Source organism: Moorena sp. SIO3H5 (assembly GCF_010692395.1).
Taxonomy (GTDB): Bacteria; Cyanobacteriota; Cyanobacteriia; order Cyanobacteriales; family Coleofasciculaceae; genus Moorena.
Genome location: NZ_JAAHHS010000038.1, coordinates 1 through 17,506, shown reverse-complemented (window position 1 = coordinate 17,506; position 17,506 = coordinate 1). Strand labels below are relative to the sequence as shown.

The 17,506-nt window shown below is 41.4% G+C and carries 13 protein-coding genes and 1 pseudogene; 11 read left to right on the top strand and 3 right to left on the bottom strand.

Features of this window, described 5'->3' with window-relative positions:
• From F6K52_RS06765 to F6K52_RS06730, 8 genes and pseudogenes are all read left to right on the top strand, one after another.
• Positions 1-206: pseudogene (locus tag F6K52_RS06765) on the top strand (hypothetical protein); the annotation flags it as partial.
• Positions 207-499: 293 nt separating this feature from the next.
• A complete protein-coding gene (locus F6K52_RS06760; RefSeq protein ID WP_293075645.1) occupies positions 500-835 on the top strand; it encodes a hypothetical protein in 336 nt (111 codons plus the stop codon).
• A 283-nt stretch (positions 836-1,118) separates the two neighbouring features.
• A complete protein-coding gene (locus tag F6K52_RS06755) occupies positions 1,119-1,391 on the top strand; it encodes a hypothetical protein (protein WP_293075643.1) in 273 nt (90 codons plus the stop codon).
• A 415-nt stretch (positions 1,392-1,806) separates the two neighbouring features.
• The gene (locus F6K52_RS06750; RefSeq protein ID WP_293075641.1) at positions 1,807-2,079 is read left to right on the top strand and encodes a hypothetical protein; all 273 of its coding nucleotides are present in this window, start codon (positions 1,807-1,809) and stop codon (positions 2,077-2,079) included.
• 289 nt (positions 2,080-2,368) lie between these two features.
• The gene (locus F6K52_RS06745; RefSeq protein ID WP_293075639.1) at positions 2,369-2,656 is read left to right on the top strand and encodes a hypothetical protein; all 288 of its coding nucleotides are present in this window, start codon (positions 2,369-2,371) and stop codon (positions 2,654-2,656) included.
• 262 nt (positions 2,657-2,918) lie between these two features.
• The gene (locus F6K52_RS06740) at positions 2,919-3,209 is read left to right on the top strand and encodes a hypothetical protein (protein ID WP_293075637.1); all 291 of its coding nucleotides are present in this window, start codon (positions 2,919-2,921) and stop codon (positions 3,207-3,209) included.
• A gap of 256 nt (positions 3,210-3,465) precedes the next feature.
• Positions 3,466-4,224 (top strand): peptidylprolyl isomerase, encoded by a 759-nt coding sequence (locus tag F6K52_RS06735; RefSeq protein ID WP_293075635.1) that lies wholly within the window; start codon positions 3,466-3,468, stop codon positions 4,222-4,224.
• Positions 4,225-4,358: 134 nt separating this feature from the next.
• The gene (locus F6K52_RS06730; protein ID WP_293075633.1) at positions 4,359-4,550 is read left to right on the top strand and encodes a hypothetical protein; all 192 of its coding nucleotides are present in this window, start codon (positions 4,359-4,361) and stop codon (positions 4,548-4,550) included.
• A 285-nt stretch (positions 4,551-4,835) separates the two neighbouring features.
• On the opposite strand, the gene F6K52_RS06725 is transcribed toward F6K52_RS06730, so the two are convergent.
• The 3 genes from F6K52_RS06725 to F6K52_RS06715 form a co-directional block, all read right to left on the bottom strand.
• Entirely contained in the window at positions 4,836-6,659 is a 1,824-nt protein-coding gene (locus F6K52_RS06725) for a lectin-like protein (protein ID WP_293075631.1), read from the bottom strand.
• A 385-nt stretch (positions 6,660-7,044) separates the two neighbouring features.
• Positions 7,045-8,271 (bottom strand): calcium-binding protein, encoded by a 1,227-nt coding sequence (locus tag F6K52_RS06720; RefSeq protein ID WP_293075629.1) that lies wholly within the window; start codon positions 8,269-8,271, stop codon positions 7,045-7,047.
• 641 nt (positions 8,272-8,912) lie between these two features.
• Entirely contained in the window at positions 8,913-10,196 is a 1,284-nt protein-coding gene (locus tag F6K52_RS06715) for a calcium-binding protein (RefSeq protein ID WP_293075627.1), read from the bottom strand.
• 1,452 nt (positions 10,197-11,648) lie between these two features.
• On the opposite strand from F6K52_RS06715, the gene F6K52_RS06710 reads away from it, so the two are divergent.
• From F6K52_RS06710 to F6K52_RS36925, 3 genes are all read left to right on the top strand, one after another.
• Positions 11,649-14,861, top strand: a complete 3,213-nt coding sequence (locus tag F6K52_RS06710) for a peptidase domain-containing ABC transporter (protein WP_293075625.1) — start codon at positions 11,649-11,651, stop codon at positions 14,859-14,861.
• Between the two features lie 160 nt (positions 14,862-15,021).
• Entirely contained in the window at positions 15,022-16,656 is a 1,635-nt protein-coding gene (locus F6K52_RS06705) for an HlyD family efflux transporter periplasmic adaptor subunit (RefSeq protein WP_293075623.1), read from the top strand.
• Positions 16,657-17,334: 678 nt separating this feature from the next.
• Positions 17,335-17,506, top strand: a 172-nt coding sequence (locus F6K52_RS36925) for a HetP family heterocyst commitment protein (protein ID WP_364416395.1), incomplete at its 3' end; no start/stop codon positions are given.

Here is a 17,506-nt window from a genome sequence, read left to right as displayed (position 1 = left end):
CTGAAAACGAAGTTTTCAATACTAGCATTAATTCTAGTGCAATCGTTAATGGTGTTATTGCTTCAGGTGGTACTACATCTGAAAGTGCTAGCGATCAAGGTCGTAACGTTGCTACTAAGCAAGAAAGCGTTTTCGTTACTCTTGAGCAAGGTGGCACCACTGCCTCCAAGTCTGTAGGTATTGGCTTCTCTGCTATCGGCATATAGTACTTATTCAAAACAAGTTCCTGAATAAGTAACTTGTAAACCTGGGTGTAATCATATCCTAATAGAATGCATTAAATTGAGTTCTATATCAGGATGATTACACCCAGGTTTACGTTTGATTCTTTCAGTTTGATTACTTAAAAATAGTTAAAAAAATAGTAATTTAAAACCAGAAATTAATAGATAAATGGCCAAATTGGCGAGACATATCTATGGGAATATAGCTATAGTTATATCAACAGCTAAAACAAAGCTGATTCAAAAAAAATCAACAACCAAGAAGGAGAAAATCAATGCTTATTTCTGACCTAAACCATCTAGAATCTGTTGAAGCTAGCCAAGTTCAAGGTGGTACTACTATTGCTGGAATCAAATTCAACAATGTTATCAACACCAGCGTTACCACTAACACCAGCATCACTGAAAACGAACTTTTCAATACTAGCATTAATTCTAGTGCAATCGTTAATGGTGTTATTGCTTCAGGTGGTACTACATCTGAAAGTGCTAGCGATCAAGGTAATAATGTTGCTACTAAGCAAGAAAGCGTCTTTGTTACTCTTGAGCAAGGTGGCACCACTGCCTCCAAGTCTGTAGGTATTGGCTTCTCTGCTATCAGCCTCCACTAGTACTTAGTCAGGACAAGTTCCTGAATAAGTAACTTGTAAACCTGGGTGTCTTCATATCCTAATAGAATAGAGTAAATTAAGTTCTATCTCAGGATTATAATACTCAGGTTTACATTTGATTGCTTAATTTTATAGCTTCAGGGTATTAAATCGCCAATAGTTCAAATCAGAAATTAATAGATTAATTGCCAAATTGGCGATACAAACAGTTTAAAAAATGCTACTTTAATTAGAGTGTAGATCAAGCATTTTTTTTACAAAAAAAAAAGGATAAAAATAAATAATGATTATTTCTGATTTAAATCATTTAGAAACTATTGCTGAAAACCCCAAGGTTGTGGGTGGCTCTCACTACTACCCACCTTACTACAACCATTTCGGATATAGCGGATCTATCAACGTCGGTGCTAACATTCAAGGGCACGTAGCTACGGTTAAGGGCAGCGCAGAGGCTTATGGGGACAATACTTTCAGCAACATCAATGGTTATACAAGAACTACTGATAATAATTCTCACTCTAGCGTAAGTGGAACCTCTGCTACTTCTTCTCACTAGTTCTTCTGATAAACATTATTAATAAAACTGCTTAGAGTAGTAGTTTAAAATTAAAGCTATCAATCAATGCTCAAGTCTTTAAATATTGGCTTCTCTACAATAAGCCGTTAGTACTTAGTCACGAATAGGTTCTGATTAAGTGATTTGTAAAAATGGGTGTAATACTATCCTAATAGACTACATTCCAATAAAGTCTATGTCAGAATGAATACACTCATTTTACCTTCAAAGTCTTCATTGTTCTGGCTTCAAAATATTCAATCAAAAGCTAGTATTTTTAAATAATTAATCACTAGTTTTGTTCACGATTGCTTATACACTATTTTGAACTATGCCAGTTTAATTGGAGTTCCAAATGACCAATAGGTCTAACAAACTGTCTAACACACTCAAGTACAAAGGAGAAAATTAACCAATGATTATTTCTGATCTAAATCATCTAGAGAATGCTGCTGAACAATCCAAGGTTGTTGGTGCATCTGGTTTCAAAAGTTTTGGATTTTTCGGAAATGTTAACGTCGGTGCCAACATTTTCGGGAACACAGCAAGGGTTGATGGCCGTGCTGAAGCCTTTGGTCCAGGTACCTTTACTAACGTCCAGGGTGGTACGTTGACTACTCCCGGTAGTTCTCACTCTAGCCTACATGCAGTATCTGCTACTGGTGGTAACCGCTTCTTTTTCCACTAAAAAGAGGATGGCTGAAATAGCCTAAAGTAGTAAGTTTTCATGATTAAATGCTGCGGAAAGATGAGGCAAAAATTAACATCTTTCCGTAGCATTAATCACAATTATAGCATTGAATTGTGGTTGATTGGTAGTGGGATAATTTTGAGCGCTACTTACTTAAAATAATGCTTACAATCTATCTTGTTAGTCGATTTTATGTTTTATCGACTACAATTAAAGGCTCTTCAGGACAATTAAATAATTCCAGGCAAAACAAACCATTAGATGATTTAAGCAGGAGAATCATTACATGAACATTTCTGAATTAGAATATTTCGAGCTGGAGGCAACAGACCACCCTATTTTAGGTGGTTTTGTTTTTACTTCTGCTGAAGCCTTCGCTGGTCCTGGCTTCGCTACCATTAATGGTAATGCCAATGCGTTTGGTCAGCATACCAATACTTCAGTAACAGGCTTTACAGATGTAGAGCGATTCTTTTCTCAAGGTAACGTAAGAGCTCAGGCTAACTCTAGCGATCCTTTTTATTCCCATAGTTCTAGAAGCGACGCCTTTGCGATTTATGGTTTCATTGGGTAACTCAAGAAATATATAGTAGTTATCAATTCGGTGAGGTACTTTGCTGATCCTTTTAAGGCAAAAGGCTAGCTAGCCTTTTGCTAGCTAGCAATAGTAACGATGGTTTTAAGTGGTGCATCCATTTTATAAAACTGTTGTTCTAGATTATTGTCCGCTGGTTTGAAGTTATTTCATCTCGACAACTTCAAGAAGTTTAGTGATTTTTTTACTAAACAAAATTGTTTTTAACTTGTTCCATTAGTAGCAAAGGAGTTTAACGATTATGTTTAATCGCTTTCAGTTATGGACTTTACCTGGCTCATATAAATCGATGAAGTCTAGTGTTTCTGGAATTCAAGGTCTATCGGAAATAAGTTCTGAGGGCTCAAGTACTATTAGTAATGCCATCAGCATCGATCCTGATTCCCAAGTCAGTACGAGTTCAGTAAAAGCATCTGTTATTGAACCGGCAAACACTTTGGGTATTGTTGAAGCTAGCGCTGGTACTGATGATTTCTCAGCACCTGAGATTAAGGAAACTTTTTTTAGTATGAGCGTTACTAAATACTTCTAAAGCTATAAGCTTCATAAAATTTCATCTAGTTTCTGTGTGCTGGCTCACAATTAGGATTGAGGGGCGAGGTATTTGGATTCAGTGATAAGTTTTAACTCTCGCTTTTACTGGCAAATACTCCGCCCTCAATTCGGCAACTTGGCAGAACTTAGCAATTAATTTTTGTATTATGATGATAATAGTCAGAGGGTTGACTAAGCTGACTCTGACTAAGACTGTAAGTAAGTAGTTTAAGTTATATTAATAATCGGGTGTAATGGTTGATCTTTCCAAAGCATCGGTGACTCCAGAGGAAATTATGTACTCCTTGAAAAAGGAGATGCATCTCAAGGGCATCTGTCAAAAAGTTTTGTATCAACGAGTTATCAATAAAGCGGCTGAAGAACGAGGGATAACAGTCTCACCAGAAGACGTCCAAGCTCAGGCGGATGAGATCCGTTATGCCAATCGTTTAGAAAAAGCAGCAGAAACATTGGCCTGGCTGGCAGATCAGATGGTGACCGCAGAGGATTGGGAAGCGGGTATTAGCGATCGCTTGCTTGCCCAAAAGCTTGCTGAGTCCTTATTTTCTAAGCATGTCGAAAAAAACTTTGCTCAAAATCGACTGGACTTTGAGCAAGTTTTGGTTTATCAAATTCTGGTGGATTCTGAGGAAATTGCTCAGGAGCTTTTCTATCAGATTGAGGAAGGAGAAATTAGTTTTTATGAAGCTGCTCATTTCTATGATATAGACCCAGAAAGGCAGCGACGGTGTGGCTATGAAGGAAAGTTGCCTCGCTGGAGCTTTAAGCCTGAGATAGCTGCCGTTATCTTTAGTGTTCAGCCAGGAGAAGTAACTCATCCCCTACACACCGAACAAGGATATCATCTTTTCTTAGTTGAAGAATTTATTCGAGCTGAATTAACCGAAGAAAAGTCTAAAGAAATTTTACAGGGTATGTTTCAAGAGTGGCTCAATACTGAAGTTAACTATATGATCCATAGTGAAACAAGTACCATCAATACTGGGGAATAATCCCAATGCTATTCTTGGTTTTAGGGACTGAGGCCGTGGGCCACGCGGGGCGCGTTCGCAGCAGGGGTAATAAAATTGAATCTACCTCATAACTAAAATTACTAACTAAAATTACTAACTAGAGTGATGTAACCATGAGACGCTCCCAGACAATCAGAAAATGGATAGTTTCACCAGATGGTACGGTTGTAGTCCAAGCAGAAAGTACAGCAAGTGCCTCTGGGGATGAAGCAACCATTATTCAAGAGATTACTGTCAAAAGAGACTCTAGTGGTAGAATTTATAGCAGAAGTTCATCCTCTTGCCATGCTTCTTCTAGTAGGTAGTTGACATAGTAGGTAGTTGACCGTTGACCGTTGACCCTTGCTTAACTGACGGTGGATTGGGCTACTACCCTCTTTACCCAAAGCCAGATCTGAGCTTTTGATCGAAAGGATTAAGCCCACCACTATCATAAATAACTATCTTCCAAAAGTATCGCCATTTTGGCTAATTTTTTTTTGGGAGGATATAAAGAGGCAATCGCTTCTTTTGATTTATTTGTCAGCACTGACGCACTGAGCACTGAGCGCGTTCTGCACTCAGCACTTAGCTTCTTCTAGAATTGGGGGTTAGCTAAATATAAAGTCAGAGTAGCTCATATCTGCTACACTCAGGTCTTCAAACAGAACAGTTCCACCATAATCAGAACGGAACAGAGCACCATCTTGAGTATCAATAATGCCACCTTGGGATATTTCATTATTGAACCACCTGGAGGCATTAACATTACCCCAGCCTTGGAATTCAAATTTATCAACACCCACTTCAAAGTCTTTGATTACATCAAACTCACCGGTTAACAAACTCTCATTCCGTTTGAACACAAATTTATCTGCGCCACTGCCACCGACTAAGGTATCACTACCGCGACCACCAGTAATAATGTCATCTCCACCAATTATGGTATTTTTAGTACTGGGCTGATTGATCTCAATCACCCCTCGCAGATTATTATGCCAAGGATCGCGATCGCTTAAATCATTCCAGGCGCGATCGCCCCAACCCATGACGGCATAGTCTTCACCTTCTGGTTGACTTCCATAGATTGTGGAGTTGTTCGGTTCTCCTGGAGACCAGTTGCGATAAGATGCTGACTCACCACTGACCCACTTCCAATTACCTTCTCTTGAGCTGTCAGTTAAGCCAATCCAAAACAGTTCCTTAGAACCAAATTTGTTAAACAGCCATGTTTGCTCAGCAGCATCATTAATCGTTACCAGGTTACCACCTAAACGCTTTGCCTCAGCTTGAGCTTCGTCCCAGGTGCCAGCAACAGAAGTTAGGAGATATTGATGCCCACGGTAAACATTAACATTGTTGTTTTGGTTATCAGCATCCCCAGCTATGAAATCGTTACCCGAGCCACCCTGGATGGTATCATCATCAATGCCTCCATACATTGTGTCATTACCAGTGCCCCCATACATCATGTCTTGACCAGAGCCACCATACATGATGTCCTTGCCCGAGCCACCCTTAAGAGTGTCATTACCAAAGCTGCCATGGAGTTTGTCCCTACCAGAGTTCCCATATAGCTTATCGTCACCTTGACCAGCTTCTAAAATGTCATTCCCATCAAATCCATGGAGGGAATCATTACCTAGGCTGCCATAAATTTTGTCATTCCTGTTAGTGCCACGGAGTTCATCATTCCAGATCGTGCCGTAGCGAACATCATTACCTAAGTTGTCAATTAAGGTATCTCCTAATAATTTAACAGCACTTTGATTAATTTCCACTAACGTCAAATTAGTATTGCGACTAAAGGTGCGCTGATAACTGCCTGTAACTGAACCCTTGGCGAAATCTATGCCATTGTTACCATTAATATCAAAGCTTTTTGTGGGAGAGTTCAGTGTGATGTTACGACTAGAGCCAAAATCGATATCGCCAATTCGACGGGAAGAAATTAAATCACCAGAGATTGCAAACGAATCGATAATCTTGGGCTGATTCATCTGATCAGTATTCAACAGGAAAAAAAATGTTCCTGACTTAGCCTCAGAATATTCCCGATTGGAATTTTCAATTTCTTTGGCTTTCAGTTCTAAAGCTGCTGAAAAATTGAAAGAGAATTTTTGATTAGCTCTCACTGAAAAATTACCAACCACTTCAGTGCGGCTATTGGCAGTGCCCTGAAAAGCTCCCTCAGTACCAACTACAGTACTTTGACTGAAAAGTTGAGAGAAAGCTGGGTCATTGATAAAGCTACTTTTAGCATCAGCAATAGCAGTAGCTATACCACCCTTGACCAAAGTCTCCACCTGGGCATTAGTCAAGGTACCAGCAGGAGCTTGACTATAGTTGGTAAACTGAGCCTTTCCTGTAGCGTTAGCAAAGTTCGGTTTGGACTTAGAAGTTCTAGGGGTTAAGAATAGAGTGTCTGAGGTCATTAATTTTAGTTTTTTGGACAACTATATGAGATTAAAATTATAAAGATAATTACATAGATTAAAAACGCCATTTTGACTGTTTATTTAACAGCAAATTATCCCAAAAATTTATTATTATTTTAAGTTAATTAATTATTGTTTATTAGTATAAAATTAATTAATTACTGGTAAGAGTGGTTTGATTACCGATTACCAATTACCGATTACCAGGACACCATCAGCTGCTAGTAAGAATATTGATATGAAAAAAGAGGCGTTCGCGTAGCGTGCGCCTCTTTTCTTTAGACCTCTTGCCAGAATACCGATCAGGGGAAGCATTTGCAGCTAAATATCGTCGTTTTTCCAATAAGTATCTTCCCAAATGCTTCGCCCCTAAGACTCGATTTTAGGCGAAGTAGACGTCAGAATGCTTAAGCTGGTTTAGATTCACATTTTCAAACAAAACTTCTCCACCTTTTGCGTCAGATAAGAGAGCGCCATTACTAGTATTAGTAAGGTAACCCTGATTTATCCCATTGTTGTACCAAGTTTTGGAGTCAATTTGACCAAAACCTTGGAATTTAACCTTATCTAAACCAACTTGGAAGTCTTTGATAATATCGAAGTCATCTCCAAGCAAACTATCGCTCCGATTGAACACAAATGTGTCAGCGCCACTACCACCAACCATGGTGTCACTGCCTCCGCCACCTACCAAAGTGTCGTCACCAAAACTGCCATGGAGTTTATCATCACCAAACCCTCCATTCAGCTTATCGTTGCCTTTACCTCCTTCCAAGATGTCATCGCCAGTAAGTCCTTCAATTGAATCATCGCCTAAGCTAGCATAAATTTTGTCATTACCGAAAGTACCACGAAGCTTATCATCCCAAATACTTCCATAGCGGACATCCTTACCCAGGCTGTTAATTAAGGTATCTGCTAACAAATTAACGGCATTGTTATTAACTTCTACGATCGTGATCTTGGTATCACGGTCAAAAGTTTGCTGATAAGTCCCTCGGGCTGAACCTTTGACGAAGTCTACGCCGTTGTTGCCATCAATATCAGTAGTTTTAAAGGGACGGTTAAGGTTGACGTTGCTGCTAGAACCAAAATCCAAGTCGCCGATTTGACGAGAAGAGATTAAATCACCAGCAATGCCAAAAAAACCTTTAACCTTAGCTTGATTGGGATTCTCACTCTCTAACACCAGAAAACCTATGTTTGACTTGGCCTGAGAATATTCCCGATTAGAATTTTCAATTTCTTTAGATGTTAGTCGTAAATCTGCTGAGAAATTGAAAGAGAATTGTTGATGAGCTCCAACAGAAAAACTTGCGACTACTTTAGTGTTACTCTGGGAACTACTCTCAAAAGCACCATCAAAACCAGCCGCAGTAGCTTGACTAAATAGTGTAGAGAAGGTTGGGTTATTCACAAAAGTGGCGTCAGCATTAGCAAGGGCAAAACCCACACCATTCTTGACTAAAGTCTGCGCCTGAATTTGAGTCAAAAATCCAGATGCTGGTTGACTATAGTTGCTGAATTTGGCGCTTCCTGTAGCATCAGCAAAGTTCGGTTTGGAGTTAGGAGTTTTAACAATTGGCAAAAATAAAGTATTTGATCCCATGAAAATCTCCATTTTTATATTGGCTTATTACGGGAATCATTATAAATAGCAGGAATCCATGATGAGCGCCATTTTGGCGGCTGATTTTGATGACAATAAGCAGCAAAAATGTTAAGCATTAAGCTATTTATCAGCAGTCAGCTAATGCTCTGGTAGTGATAATATAGTGTTTTGATTTGAGTTGTGAACACACCTCTTGCGCCAAGAGCCAAAAGCCAAGAGGCAAAAGCCAAGAGGCAAAAGAGATCCGAAGTTTTATTGGATAATAACAAAAGACCTTCTAGGTTTATATCTCATATATAAATTTTATATTAAATATTTAGCTATCAGTAATCATCTCATGATAAAAGAGGCGATCAATCGCTTGATCGCCTCTTTGGGTTTGGCTTCAATGAATTAGAGCAAAACTTAGGAAAAACTGGGAACTAAACCTTATAAGTACTAGTAGGGTGCCTTATTAACACACTTTACAAGTAATCCCAATTTTTAAAAGTAAGATTAAAGATTTAGATGGGAAGATAGGTAGATAGGTAGATAGGGAGATGGGGAGATAAAATTTATCTGTAGCCCTATCAGCCTTAAGAATTGCTATAAATTTACGGCCTTTGTCCTGTAGAGTATTCGCCATCTGGAATTAAATTTTAACCAGCGAAGACGAAGTCAGAGTGACTAACTTCGTGGGCATTAACCCCTTCTAATAGGACTTTTCCACCATAATTTGAATGGAATAGCGCACCATCGTGGGTATCGGTGAGCCGACCTTCAGCAATTACCCCATTGAACCAATAGGAGGAATCAATATAACCCCAGCCCCTGAATTCAATCTGATCGACACCAACCTCAAAGTCTTTGATCACATCATATTCACCGGATAACAAACTCTGATTTAGCTCAAAAACGAATTGGTCAGCGCCACTACCACCAGTCATAATATCGCTATCACGACCACCAATCAGGATATCATCATCATCACCACCAAATAAGTTATCATTGTGGTAACCACCGACTAAGGTATCCTCGCCAAAACTGCCATGAAGTTTATCATGACCATTATCCCCATAGAGTTTATCGTCGCCTTTACCTCCTTCGAGGATATCATTACCATCATAGCCATAGACAAGATCATCCCCTAGGCTGCTATAGATTTTGTCCCCATAATTAGTTCCATGAATTTTATCATTCCAAATACTTCCATAGCGGACATCATTGCCCAGGTTATAGATGAAGCTATCTCCCAACAACTGAATTGTACTGGTATTGACTTCTACTACAGTTAAATTGGTATCACGGTTAAACCAACGCTCATATTCTCCTGTGGTTGATCCGTTGACGTAGTCGATGCCATTGTTACCATTGATATCTGTAGTTTTATGGGGGTAGTTAAAGTCAACATTATAACTTCCACTAACGTTCAACTTGCCAACTTGACTAGAAGAAATTAAATTCCCCTTGAAGCCAAAATAATCTAACAGTCTGGTATAACCATTGGTTGTGTCTAATACAAAAAAGTAACTGCCTGACTTTGCGGAAGCATATTCAGTATTGGAATTTTCAATTTCTTTTGAGTTAAGTTGTACAGCAGTTGAGAAATCAAACGAGAACTTCTCATAAGCACCAACGGAAAAATTACCAACTACCTTAGCTTTACTGTGGGCAAATACTTCATAAGCGCCCTGTTGACCAACTCCAGCACTTTGAGTAAAGAGTTCAGAAAAAGTTGGGTCATTGATAAAGGTAGCGTCAGCATTAGCAATGGCTTGACTTAAACCATCGTCTACCAAAGTCTGTGCTTCAGCCTCAGTCAAACTCCCGGAAGAACTGTGACTATATCCTGTAAACTGAGCCCCTCCAGTAGCATTAGCAAAGTTAGGTTTAGGGTTATAGGTTTGAGATTTCAGGGATAAGAAGAGAGTATCTGATGTCATAAACCTCTAGGTTTTTCTGTTCACTTAATTATCAATAGTGGTAAGGGATAATGGGGAATATAGCGTTTGTATCTGGGTTGTAAACACACTTCTTGCAGAAATTGGTTTGCATACAAGAGCAATCCATCTCTACCCCCTACTAGGAGCCTAAGTAAGGCGCGATGCGCAAGATATCCGGAGTTCTATTGTTCAATAAAAAAAGACCTTACAGGTTTACATATCCTACAAAGAACCAACGCTATATTAAATATTTGATTTATCCCTCAAATTATTTATATTAAAACCATAAATAATTTTAAAAATATAGACCTGCCAATTTGTCACTTTTGGTAAGATGCTTTTGTAAAGTTTACGTTAACTTATAGGTGACTATAGGGTTTATTAATGAGATGTAAACCTAGGGATTAGTTTTTTGTTTTTAAATAAAAATAACGAACAATAAAAATAGGTAAGTTAACTTTTGATTAACTTATAGCAAGTCCGGAGGATGAGCGATAATTAACAATATCCGCGTTCTTGCCTTTCCTTACTTCTCCGCCTCTCCCAATCAGTTTTAATCATTAGTATTTAAGGATCGATGATATTAGGACCAGATAGGAAGTATGATGTTTTGTAAGCTGGAAAATTTCTGAGGGGTATCACCCCTAGGGTAATTGACAAATCTTATCACACTATTACGGATCACAAAGCTTCTCTAGGAGCTGAGACATAGCTGTTCTTGTGAATTTTTTTTTAAAGTTTCTAATAAGATTTAATGAAGAGTTGGTAAAGTACTTGTGAGACTATTGATAACTACTAAATTGATTATATGAATAATTAGTTTAATAAAAATGTTATGAAAACTTGACCAATCTATATAGCAGATTAACTTCAATCTGGTCACTTAACTTCAATAAGAGTTTATAAAGATTTCTTTAAGTTGTCTTAAAAACCGTGAATTTATCGTGAAAATAACTTGACAGCGCCGATTTACTTCACATAGGATGATTCCGGAGATTGTCCTTGGGGTTAGTGGTAAGGAATATTATGTATAAAAAGAAATATGTAAATTAAGAAATATGTAAAGATATTGAGTTTTCAGGGGAAAAAACTCATAATTAATTTCACAAGCTTTTCATAAAGTTACCTAAAAAAGTGCAATCAGTCTCCCGAAGCAAGGGTGACCATCAAATTATTACTTATTTACCTGGATTAGCTGGGATTGCTTAGGTTGCATCAAACGGCAAACACTTGTTGGATGCCACATTACTCCTAAGTCAACTCCTAAGTCAAGCCCAGGGAACACTACTGGCAATATTACTAGGTCAAAAGGGAGATCAAAGTCTATGTGACCTACCTAGAGTACTTTTTGAAAAATCAAGACTTGTGCCAATCACATGGGGTAAAAGACTCAAAATAACCATGGCGCTAGTCAAGACATGGCAAAACTCACTAACAAAGGGGTTCTAGCTAATGCACCAAAAAACGGTCGGTTTAGAAAAATCAGGGCAACCACCAGATGCCCTTGGCCAATACCCGACCCATAAATATTCCGAGGTTATTGAACACCTAATCGCGAACTGGTTGGATAAGACCTTATCAAATACACTATTACCAGAATTTAGTCAATCCTTCCAAATTCATAACTTTGATTTAGGTGATGAAATTATATCTTATCCTAGACGGGAGTTAAGCCAAAATTCTGTTCAAAATGAACCAAATAAGTATTTTTACGTCGTCTGTGGCGGGCGCGTGCGGCTGCTAAGCTTTGATGCAGAAAAACAGCGGGACGTATCCGTACAGGTTCTTGAAGAGGGAGCAACCTTTGGGGCTGAGGAACTGTTGTGCAACCTATCTTATCCTTACCAAGCGATCGCAGCGAGTTCAGGACAGATTGCTCGGATTTCCTTAGCTGAACTGCAACCTTGGTTAGAACAGCTACCGGAGTGGCTCGAAAACCTACGGCAACAAGCTCAGCACCGGCAACGCTTGATTTTCTTCAAGACCTTAACAGAATTGCGATCGCTTGACAGCATCAGCCTACAGCAATTGTTGCCCTACCTAGTAGACACAAGGATTTCCGCTGGGGAGTCCTTAGTTGAATCTGGCCAACTCGGTCGTTACTGGCTACGTAGTGGTCAGATTGAAAGGGGCTCAGTTCAAGAGAATTGCCCACTAACCATTGCAAGGGGCGAAAGTTGGGGCTATCCTCAGCCAGTGCCGGAAGATTGGATTGCCCAAAGCGATTTATGGGTAACCCATCTACCAAAGGAACATTGGGAAACTGCCCAACTCCTGGCACCAGTGCTGGCAAAGTTGAGTCCACAGACGGGTCAAAGCTCTGAAAATGGACACCAGAAATCAGACGCCACTAGCGCCATAGTTCATCAAGTCCGTACTCAGTCCGGTTCCAGAGTACCGCTAATTCCATCTAACCTCCCTACCAATGGAAATGCTGAAACAGAAAGTAACTCGACCCAGGCTGAGTCTGAACTGATACCATTTCCCGTACCGACGAAGCGGCGTTTTATTCAGGGGTTGTGGCAACGCTATCCCTTCATTGAACAGCAATCGTCTTCAGATTGTGGCGCTGCTTGCTTGGCAATGATTGGACGTTACTGGGGCAAACGATTTAGCTTGAATTCCCTACGGAATCTGGCAGGGGTGGGGCGTTCTGGGTCATCCCTGAAAGGGTTAGCTAGAGCATCAGAAACCTTGGGATTTCAAGCTACTCCAGTTAGAGCGTCTTTAGCTCGCCTAGCGGAACGGAGTAACCCTTGGATTGCTCACTGGCAAGGTGATCATTATATAGTTGTCTATTGGGTCAAAGGGGAGAAGGTACTTGTTGCGGATCCAGCTGTGGGAAAGCGGACGCTTTCTCGACAACAATTTCTAGAGGGTTGGACAGGATATGCGCTGCTGTTGAATCCCACTCCCCAGCTAGCAGGGACTGCCAATCAAAAGATTTCTCTGAATCGCTTTTGGGGATTGCTATGGCCCCATCGCATAGTCCTGTTGCAAATTATCCTAGCGTCCCTACTGCTCCAGGTGTTTGGTCTGATTACCCCCCTGTTTACCCAAATCATTTTGGATCAGGTGGTGGTTAACAAAAGTGTTGTTACCCTCAATGTCTTTGCCATTGGTCTAGTCATCTTTGGCCTTTGGAGCATAGGCTTGAGTGTCACCAGACGCTACTTGCTGGATTACTTTTCCAATCGACTCAGTCTTACCTTTGTCAGTGGCTTTATTAAGCATACCCTCACACTACCCCTGAAGTTTTTTGAATCCCGCCAGGTGGGGGACATCCTGACCAGAGTCCAGGAAACTGGGAAAATTCAGGCGTTCCTCACTCAGCAAGCCATTGCGACTTGGCTGGATGTGGTCATGATGTTTGTCTATGTGGGGCTGATGCTCTACTACAACTGGTACCTAACCTTGCTGGTGCTGGCAACGATTGTACCGATTGCGATTTTGACCATAGTTGCCAGTCCATTTCTACGCCAAGTGTCCAGGGAAATCTTTAAAGAAGAGGCGGCACAAAACTCCCTGTTAGTAGAAATGATATCGGGGGTAGCAACTGTCAAAGCCGCAGCCTCTGAACAAGAGGTGCGCTGGCGCTGGGAAGACCGCCTCACGGGTCAGTTGAATATGGTATTCAAAGGACAGAACTTGGCCAACGGCTTAGGGTCAGTGAGTGGGTTGATTAATACCCTCAGCGGCACGGCTTTACTGTGGTTCGGGGCAAGTCTGGTAATTCAGGAACAGCTAACGATTGGTCAGTTTGTGGCATTTAATATGCTCATTGGTCGGGTGATTAGCCCGATTTTGTCTTTGGTGGGACTTTGGGATGAATTCCAAGAAATCTTGGTATCCGTGGAACGGCTCGATGATGTCTTGACCACCAAGCCAGAAGAGAATACCCAAAAACCCCTGATGCAATTGCCCGCGATCGCAGGGCATGTAAAGTTTGACAATATCAGCTTTCGCTACAGTGAGGATGATGAACAATACACCCTTCAGAACATTTCCTTCGAGGTTGCCCCTGGAAAGACCATAGCCATTGTCGGACGCAGTGGCTCGGGCAAAAGTACCTTGGTCAAGCTGCTCCAAGGACTCTATCAGCCAACTACAGGCCGTATTTTGATTGATAGCCACGACATCCGACATATTTCTCCCCAGTCTTTGCGCTCTCAATTAGGTGTGGTACCTCAAGAATGCTTTTTGTTTTCAGGGACGATCTTAGAGAACATCAGCTTATACAAACCTGAGTATAGTCTCGAACAAGGGGTAGAAGTGGCCAAATTGGCTGAAGCTCATGTGTTTATTCAAAACCTGCCCCTGGGATATAACACCAAGGTTGGGGAGCGAGGGTCTAACCTGTCTGGGGGACAACGGCAACGGATTGCGATCGCCCGAGCCTTGCTGGGTAACCCGAAGATTATGATTCTTGATGAAGCGACTAGCTCCCTAGATACAGAATCAGAGCGACGTTTTCAACAAAATTTAGCTCGCATTAGTCGCGATCGCACTACCTTCATTATTGCCCACCGTCTTTCTACGGTGCGCAATGCCGACTGTATAGTCGTCCTCGACCAAGGTCTGATCGCAGAGCGCGGTACCCACGAGGAACTGATGGCTGAGAAAGGTCTGTACTACCACCTAGCCCAGCAACAGCTGGATCTTTAACCCTGGCATTTATGAAATTTATCAATTTTTTGCTTAAAAAATAGCTCTCGGGGTGATTAAGTATATCGCCCACTGTGTTCAAGATTGACTTTCGCGAACGTTCGTGTTCTCAGTTCAAATCAATACACACAACACTAGCAGTCATTATCGGTGAACTACCATGAACAAACCAGAAGCATCTATCCCCTCTAGAGAGGGACTCCCTGAGGGAGAAACCCCTCACCCTAATCTAACCTCAGCTGAGATTAGATCGATCTATGGGGGGACAGCGGTATCAGCACCACCAGTCCCCAAATCACCATTACATGTTCCAAATCCGGTCACACCAACATCATCACTAGGAGCGACCAACACTGAAAACTGGTCAACAGCCCTACAAAATCTACTAGATCAGCCACCATCGGTACTGCCCCAGAGACTGATTTTGGGCGGATTTGCCTTCTGTATGGTTTGTGGGCTTTGGGCAACTTTTGGGCAAATTGACGAAGTGGGTAAAGCCACAGGCAAGTTAGTGCCAAAAGGAGAAGTGTATAAAATTCACCCGATCGAATCCGGCAAGGTGGCCAAGATTGCGGTCAAAGAAGGGGAATCGGTTACCGCTGGGCAAGTCTTGGTGGAACTGGATACAAAACTTGGTGCTACTGAAGTAGAGCGTTTGGAGCAACTGATCAATGCTGACCAAATCAAATTAATTCAGATGCAAGGGCTGATTGAAAACATCCGCCAAGAAGCCCAAACCCGTCAGCAAATTGCCAAAGCGGACATTGACGCACAACAGGCCGCTATCGCTCAGGCACAGACTAAAGTAGCCGCCTTACGAGAACAACTGATCCAACATCAGCAGGCAAACGTCGCCAGTCAGGACAGACTAGAACGGCTAAAACAGCTCAAGGCGACTACCCAAGCACTACTCGAGCAACGAGAGGATGATGCCTTTGCGCTCAAAGAACGCCTAGACAATCTCAAACCCCTTTTAGCATCAGGGGCAATCTCAAAAGAACAAGTATTTCAAGCAGAACATAGCCTACGAGCGAGTCAGCGGGTGATTACCCAAACCCAACTGCAAGAAGCAGCCAGTAACCAAGACCAGATTGATCAAGCTCAGCAGAGTATACGCGATCGCAATAGCGCCATCACCCTCACTCAGAGCGATCTCAACCAGACCTTAGCAGAAATTCAACGACTTCAAGCAGGTCTAACTCAAAAGCAAGCCGAAGTGCATCGGACTCAGCTGGAGACCAAGCAGAAACTTCAGCAGTTGGAGATCGAACTGACTCAACTAAATGCCAAAATTTCTGAAAACCGCCATCTGCTAACTAGTGCGAAAGCTAGGCTCAAACAAAAGTTTCTCTATGCACCGGTGGATGGAGTAGTTTCCTCCCTCAACGTTGCCAATATTGGTGAAGTCTTTCAACCCGGTCAAACCATTGCAGAAGTAGCGCCCCAAGATGCGCCCCTGGTGTTATCAGCCAGTTTACCTAATCAAGAGGCAGGCTTTATCAAACAAGGAATGCCGGTGCAAATCAAGCTTGATGCCTATCCTTATCAGGAATACGGCATCATCAAAGGGAAAGTTACCTCCCTTTCTGCCGATGCCAAAACTGATCAACAACTTGGTTCGGTTTATGAGGTGGAAGTTTCCCTAAACCGTGACTACGTCACAGAAAACGATCAAATGATCCGATTTAAAGCTGGTCAGACAGCTAAAGCTGACATCATTATCCGCCGCCGTCGGATTGTGGATTTTTTGTTAGATCCGATCCGACAGCTGCAAAAAGGTGGTGTCAATCTATAGCAGGACTAACGCTATTTAGCCATCGACATACTGCCTGTAGGGTAATGGGGGTGGTACTAAATCCAGGTCGATTAACTCTGGTGGCACAACCAGTTAGGGAAGAGGAGTACAAGGGAGGGAAATGGATTGACTGACAAGTCGTGGGCAATCCCGAGTTAAGGAAATTTATGGTCAGAGTTAGCATTGAGCACAGTCATGGAAAAGCTGTTTGAATTCCCTGTGGATACAGGATTTCACAGTTATTTCACAAAATCTGATCAAAATGTTCACGAAATCTGATCAAAATCTGATCAAAATTTTCATAAAGCTCTGTTCAAGATAGTCTTTACTGAGAGTATTTGAAGTGTTTAAGGTTTGTCAGTCAACTAGAAGGGCGGAATAATCTGGTGTTGTCCACAATGGCGATGATTGATGGAGATTTAGAAGAAGATAATCCTGATCTATCAATCGTTAGTGATTGGTAAAAAACAACAGCTTGTGAGATTCTTCGAGATCAACCGATCACCCGAACACACCATCTGCCGAGGTTTCACAACTCAAATCTGATTCTTAGATCAGTACTCTAACTCTTCGCTTAATTGACCAACCAGAATCACTGACTATTCAAACTAGAGGTAGAGTTCAAGGGTAAATCCTGCAAATCCAATTCGTTGACCTTCAGATCACAGAGAAATAATCATGAGTTACTTGCTTCGTCGTCCTAATGGCCCACTGGGCAAAACCCTAGATCCTGACAAGATTAGTTTAATTGAAGAAGCAATTCGCGATCACAAGTATTCGTGGGCTTGTGTTTTAATGCTACGTTGTTTGGGTCTTAACCCCTTAGAATACATACCGTCGCGGGCAAGAA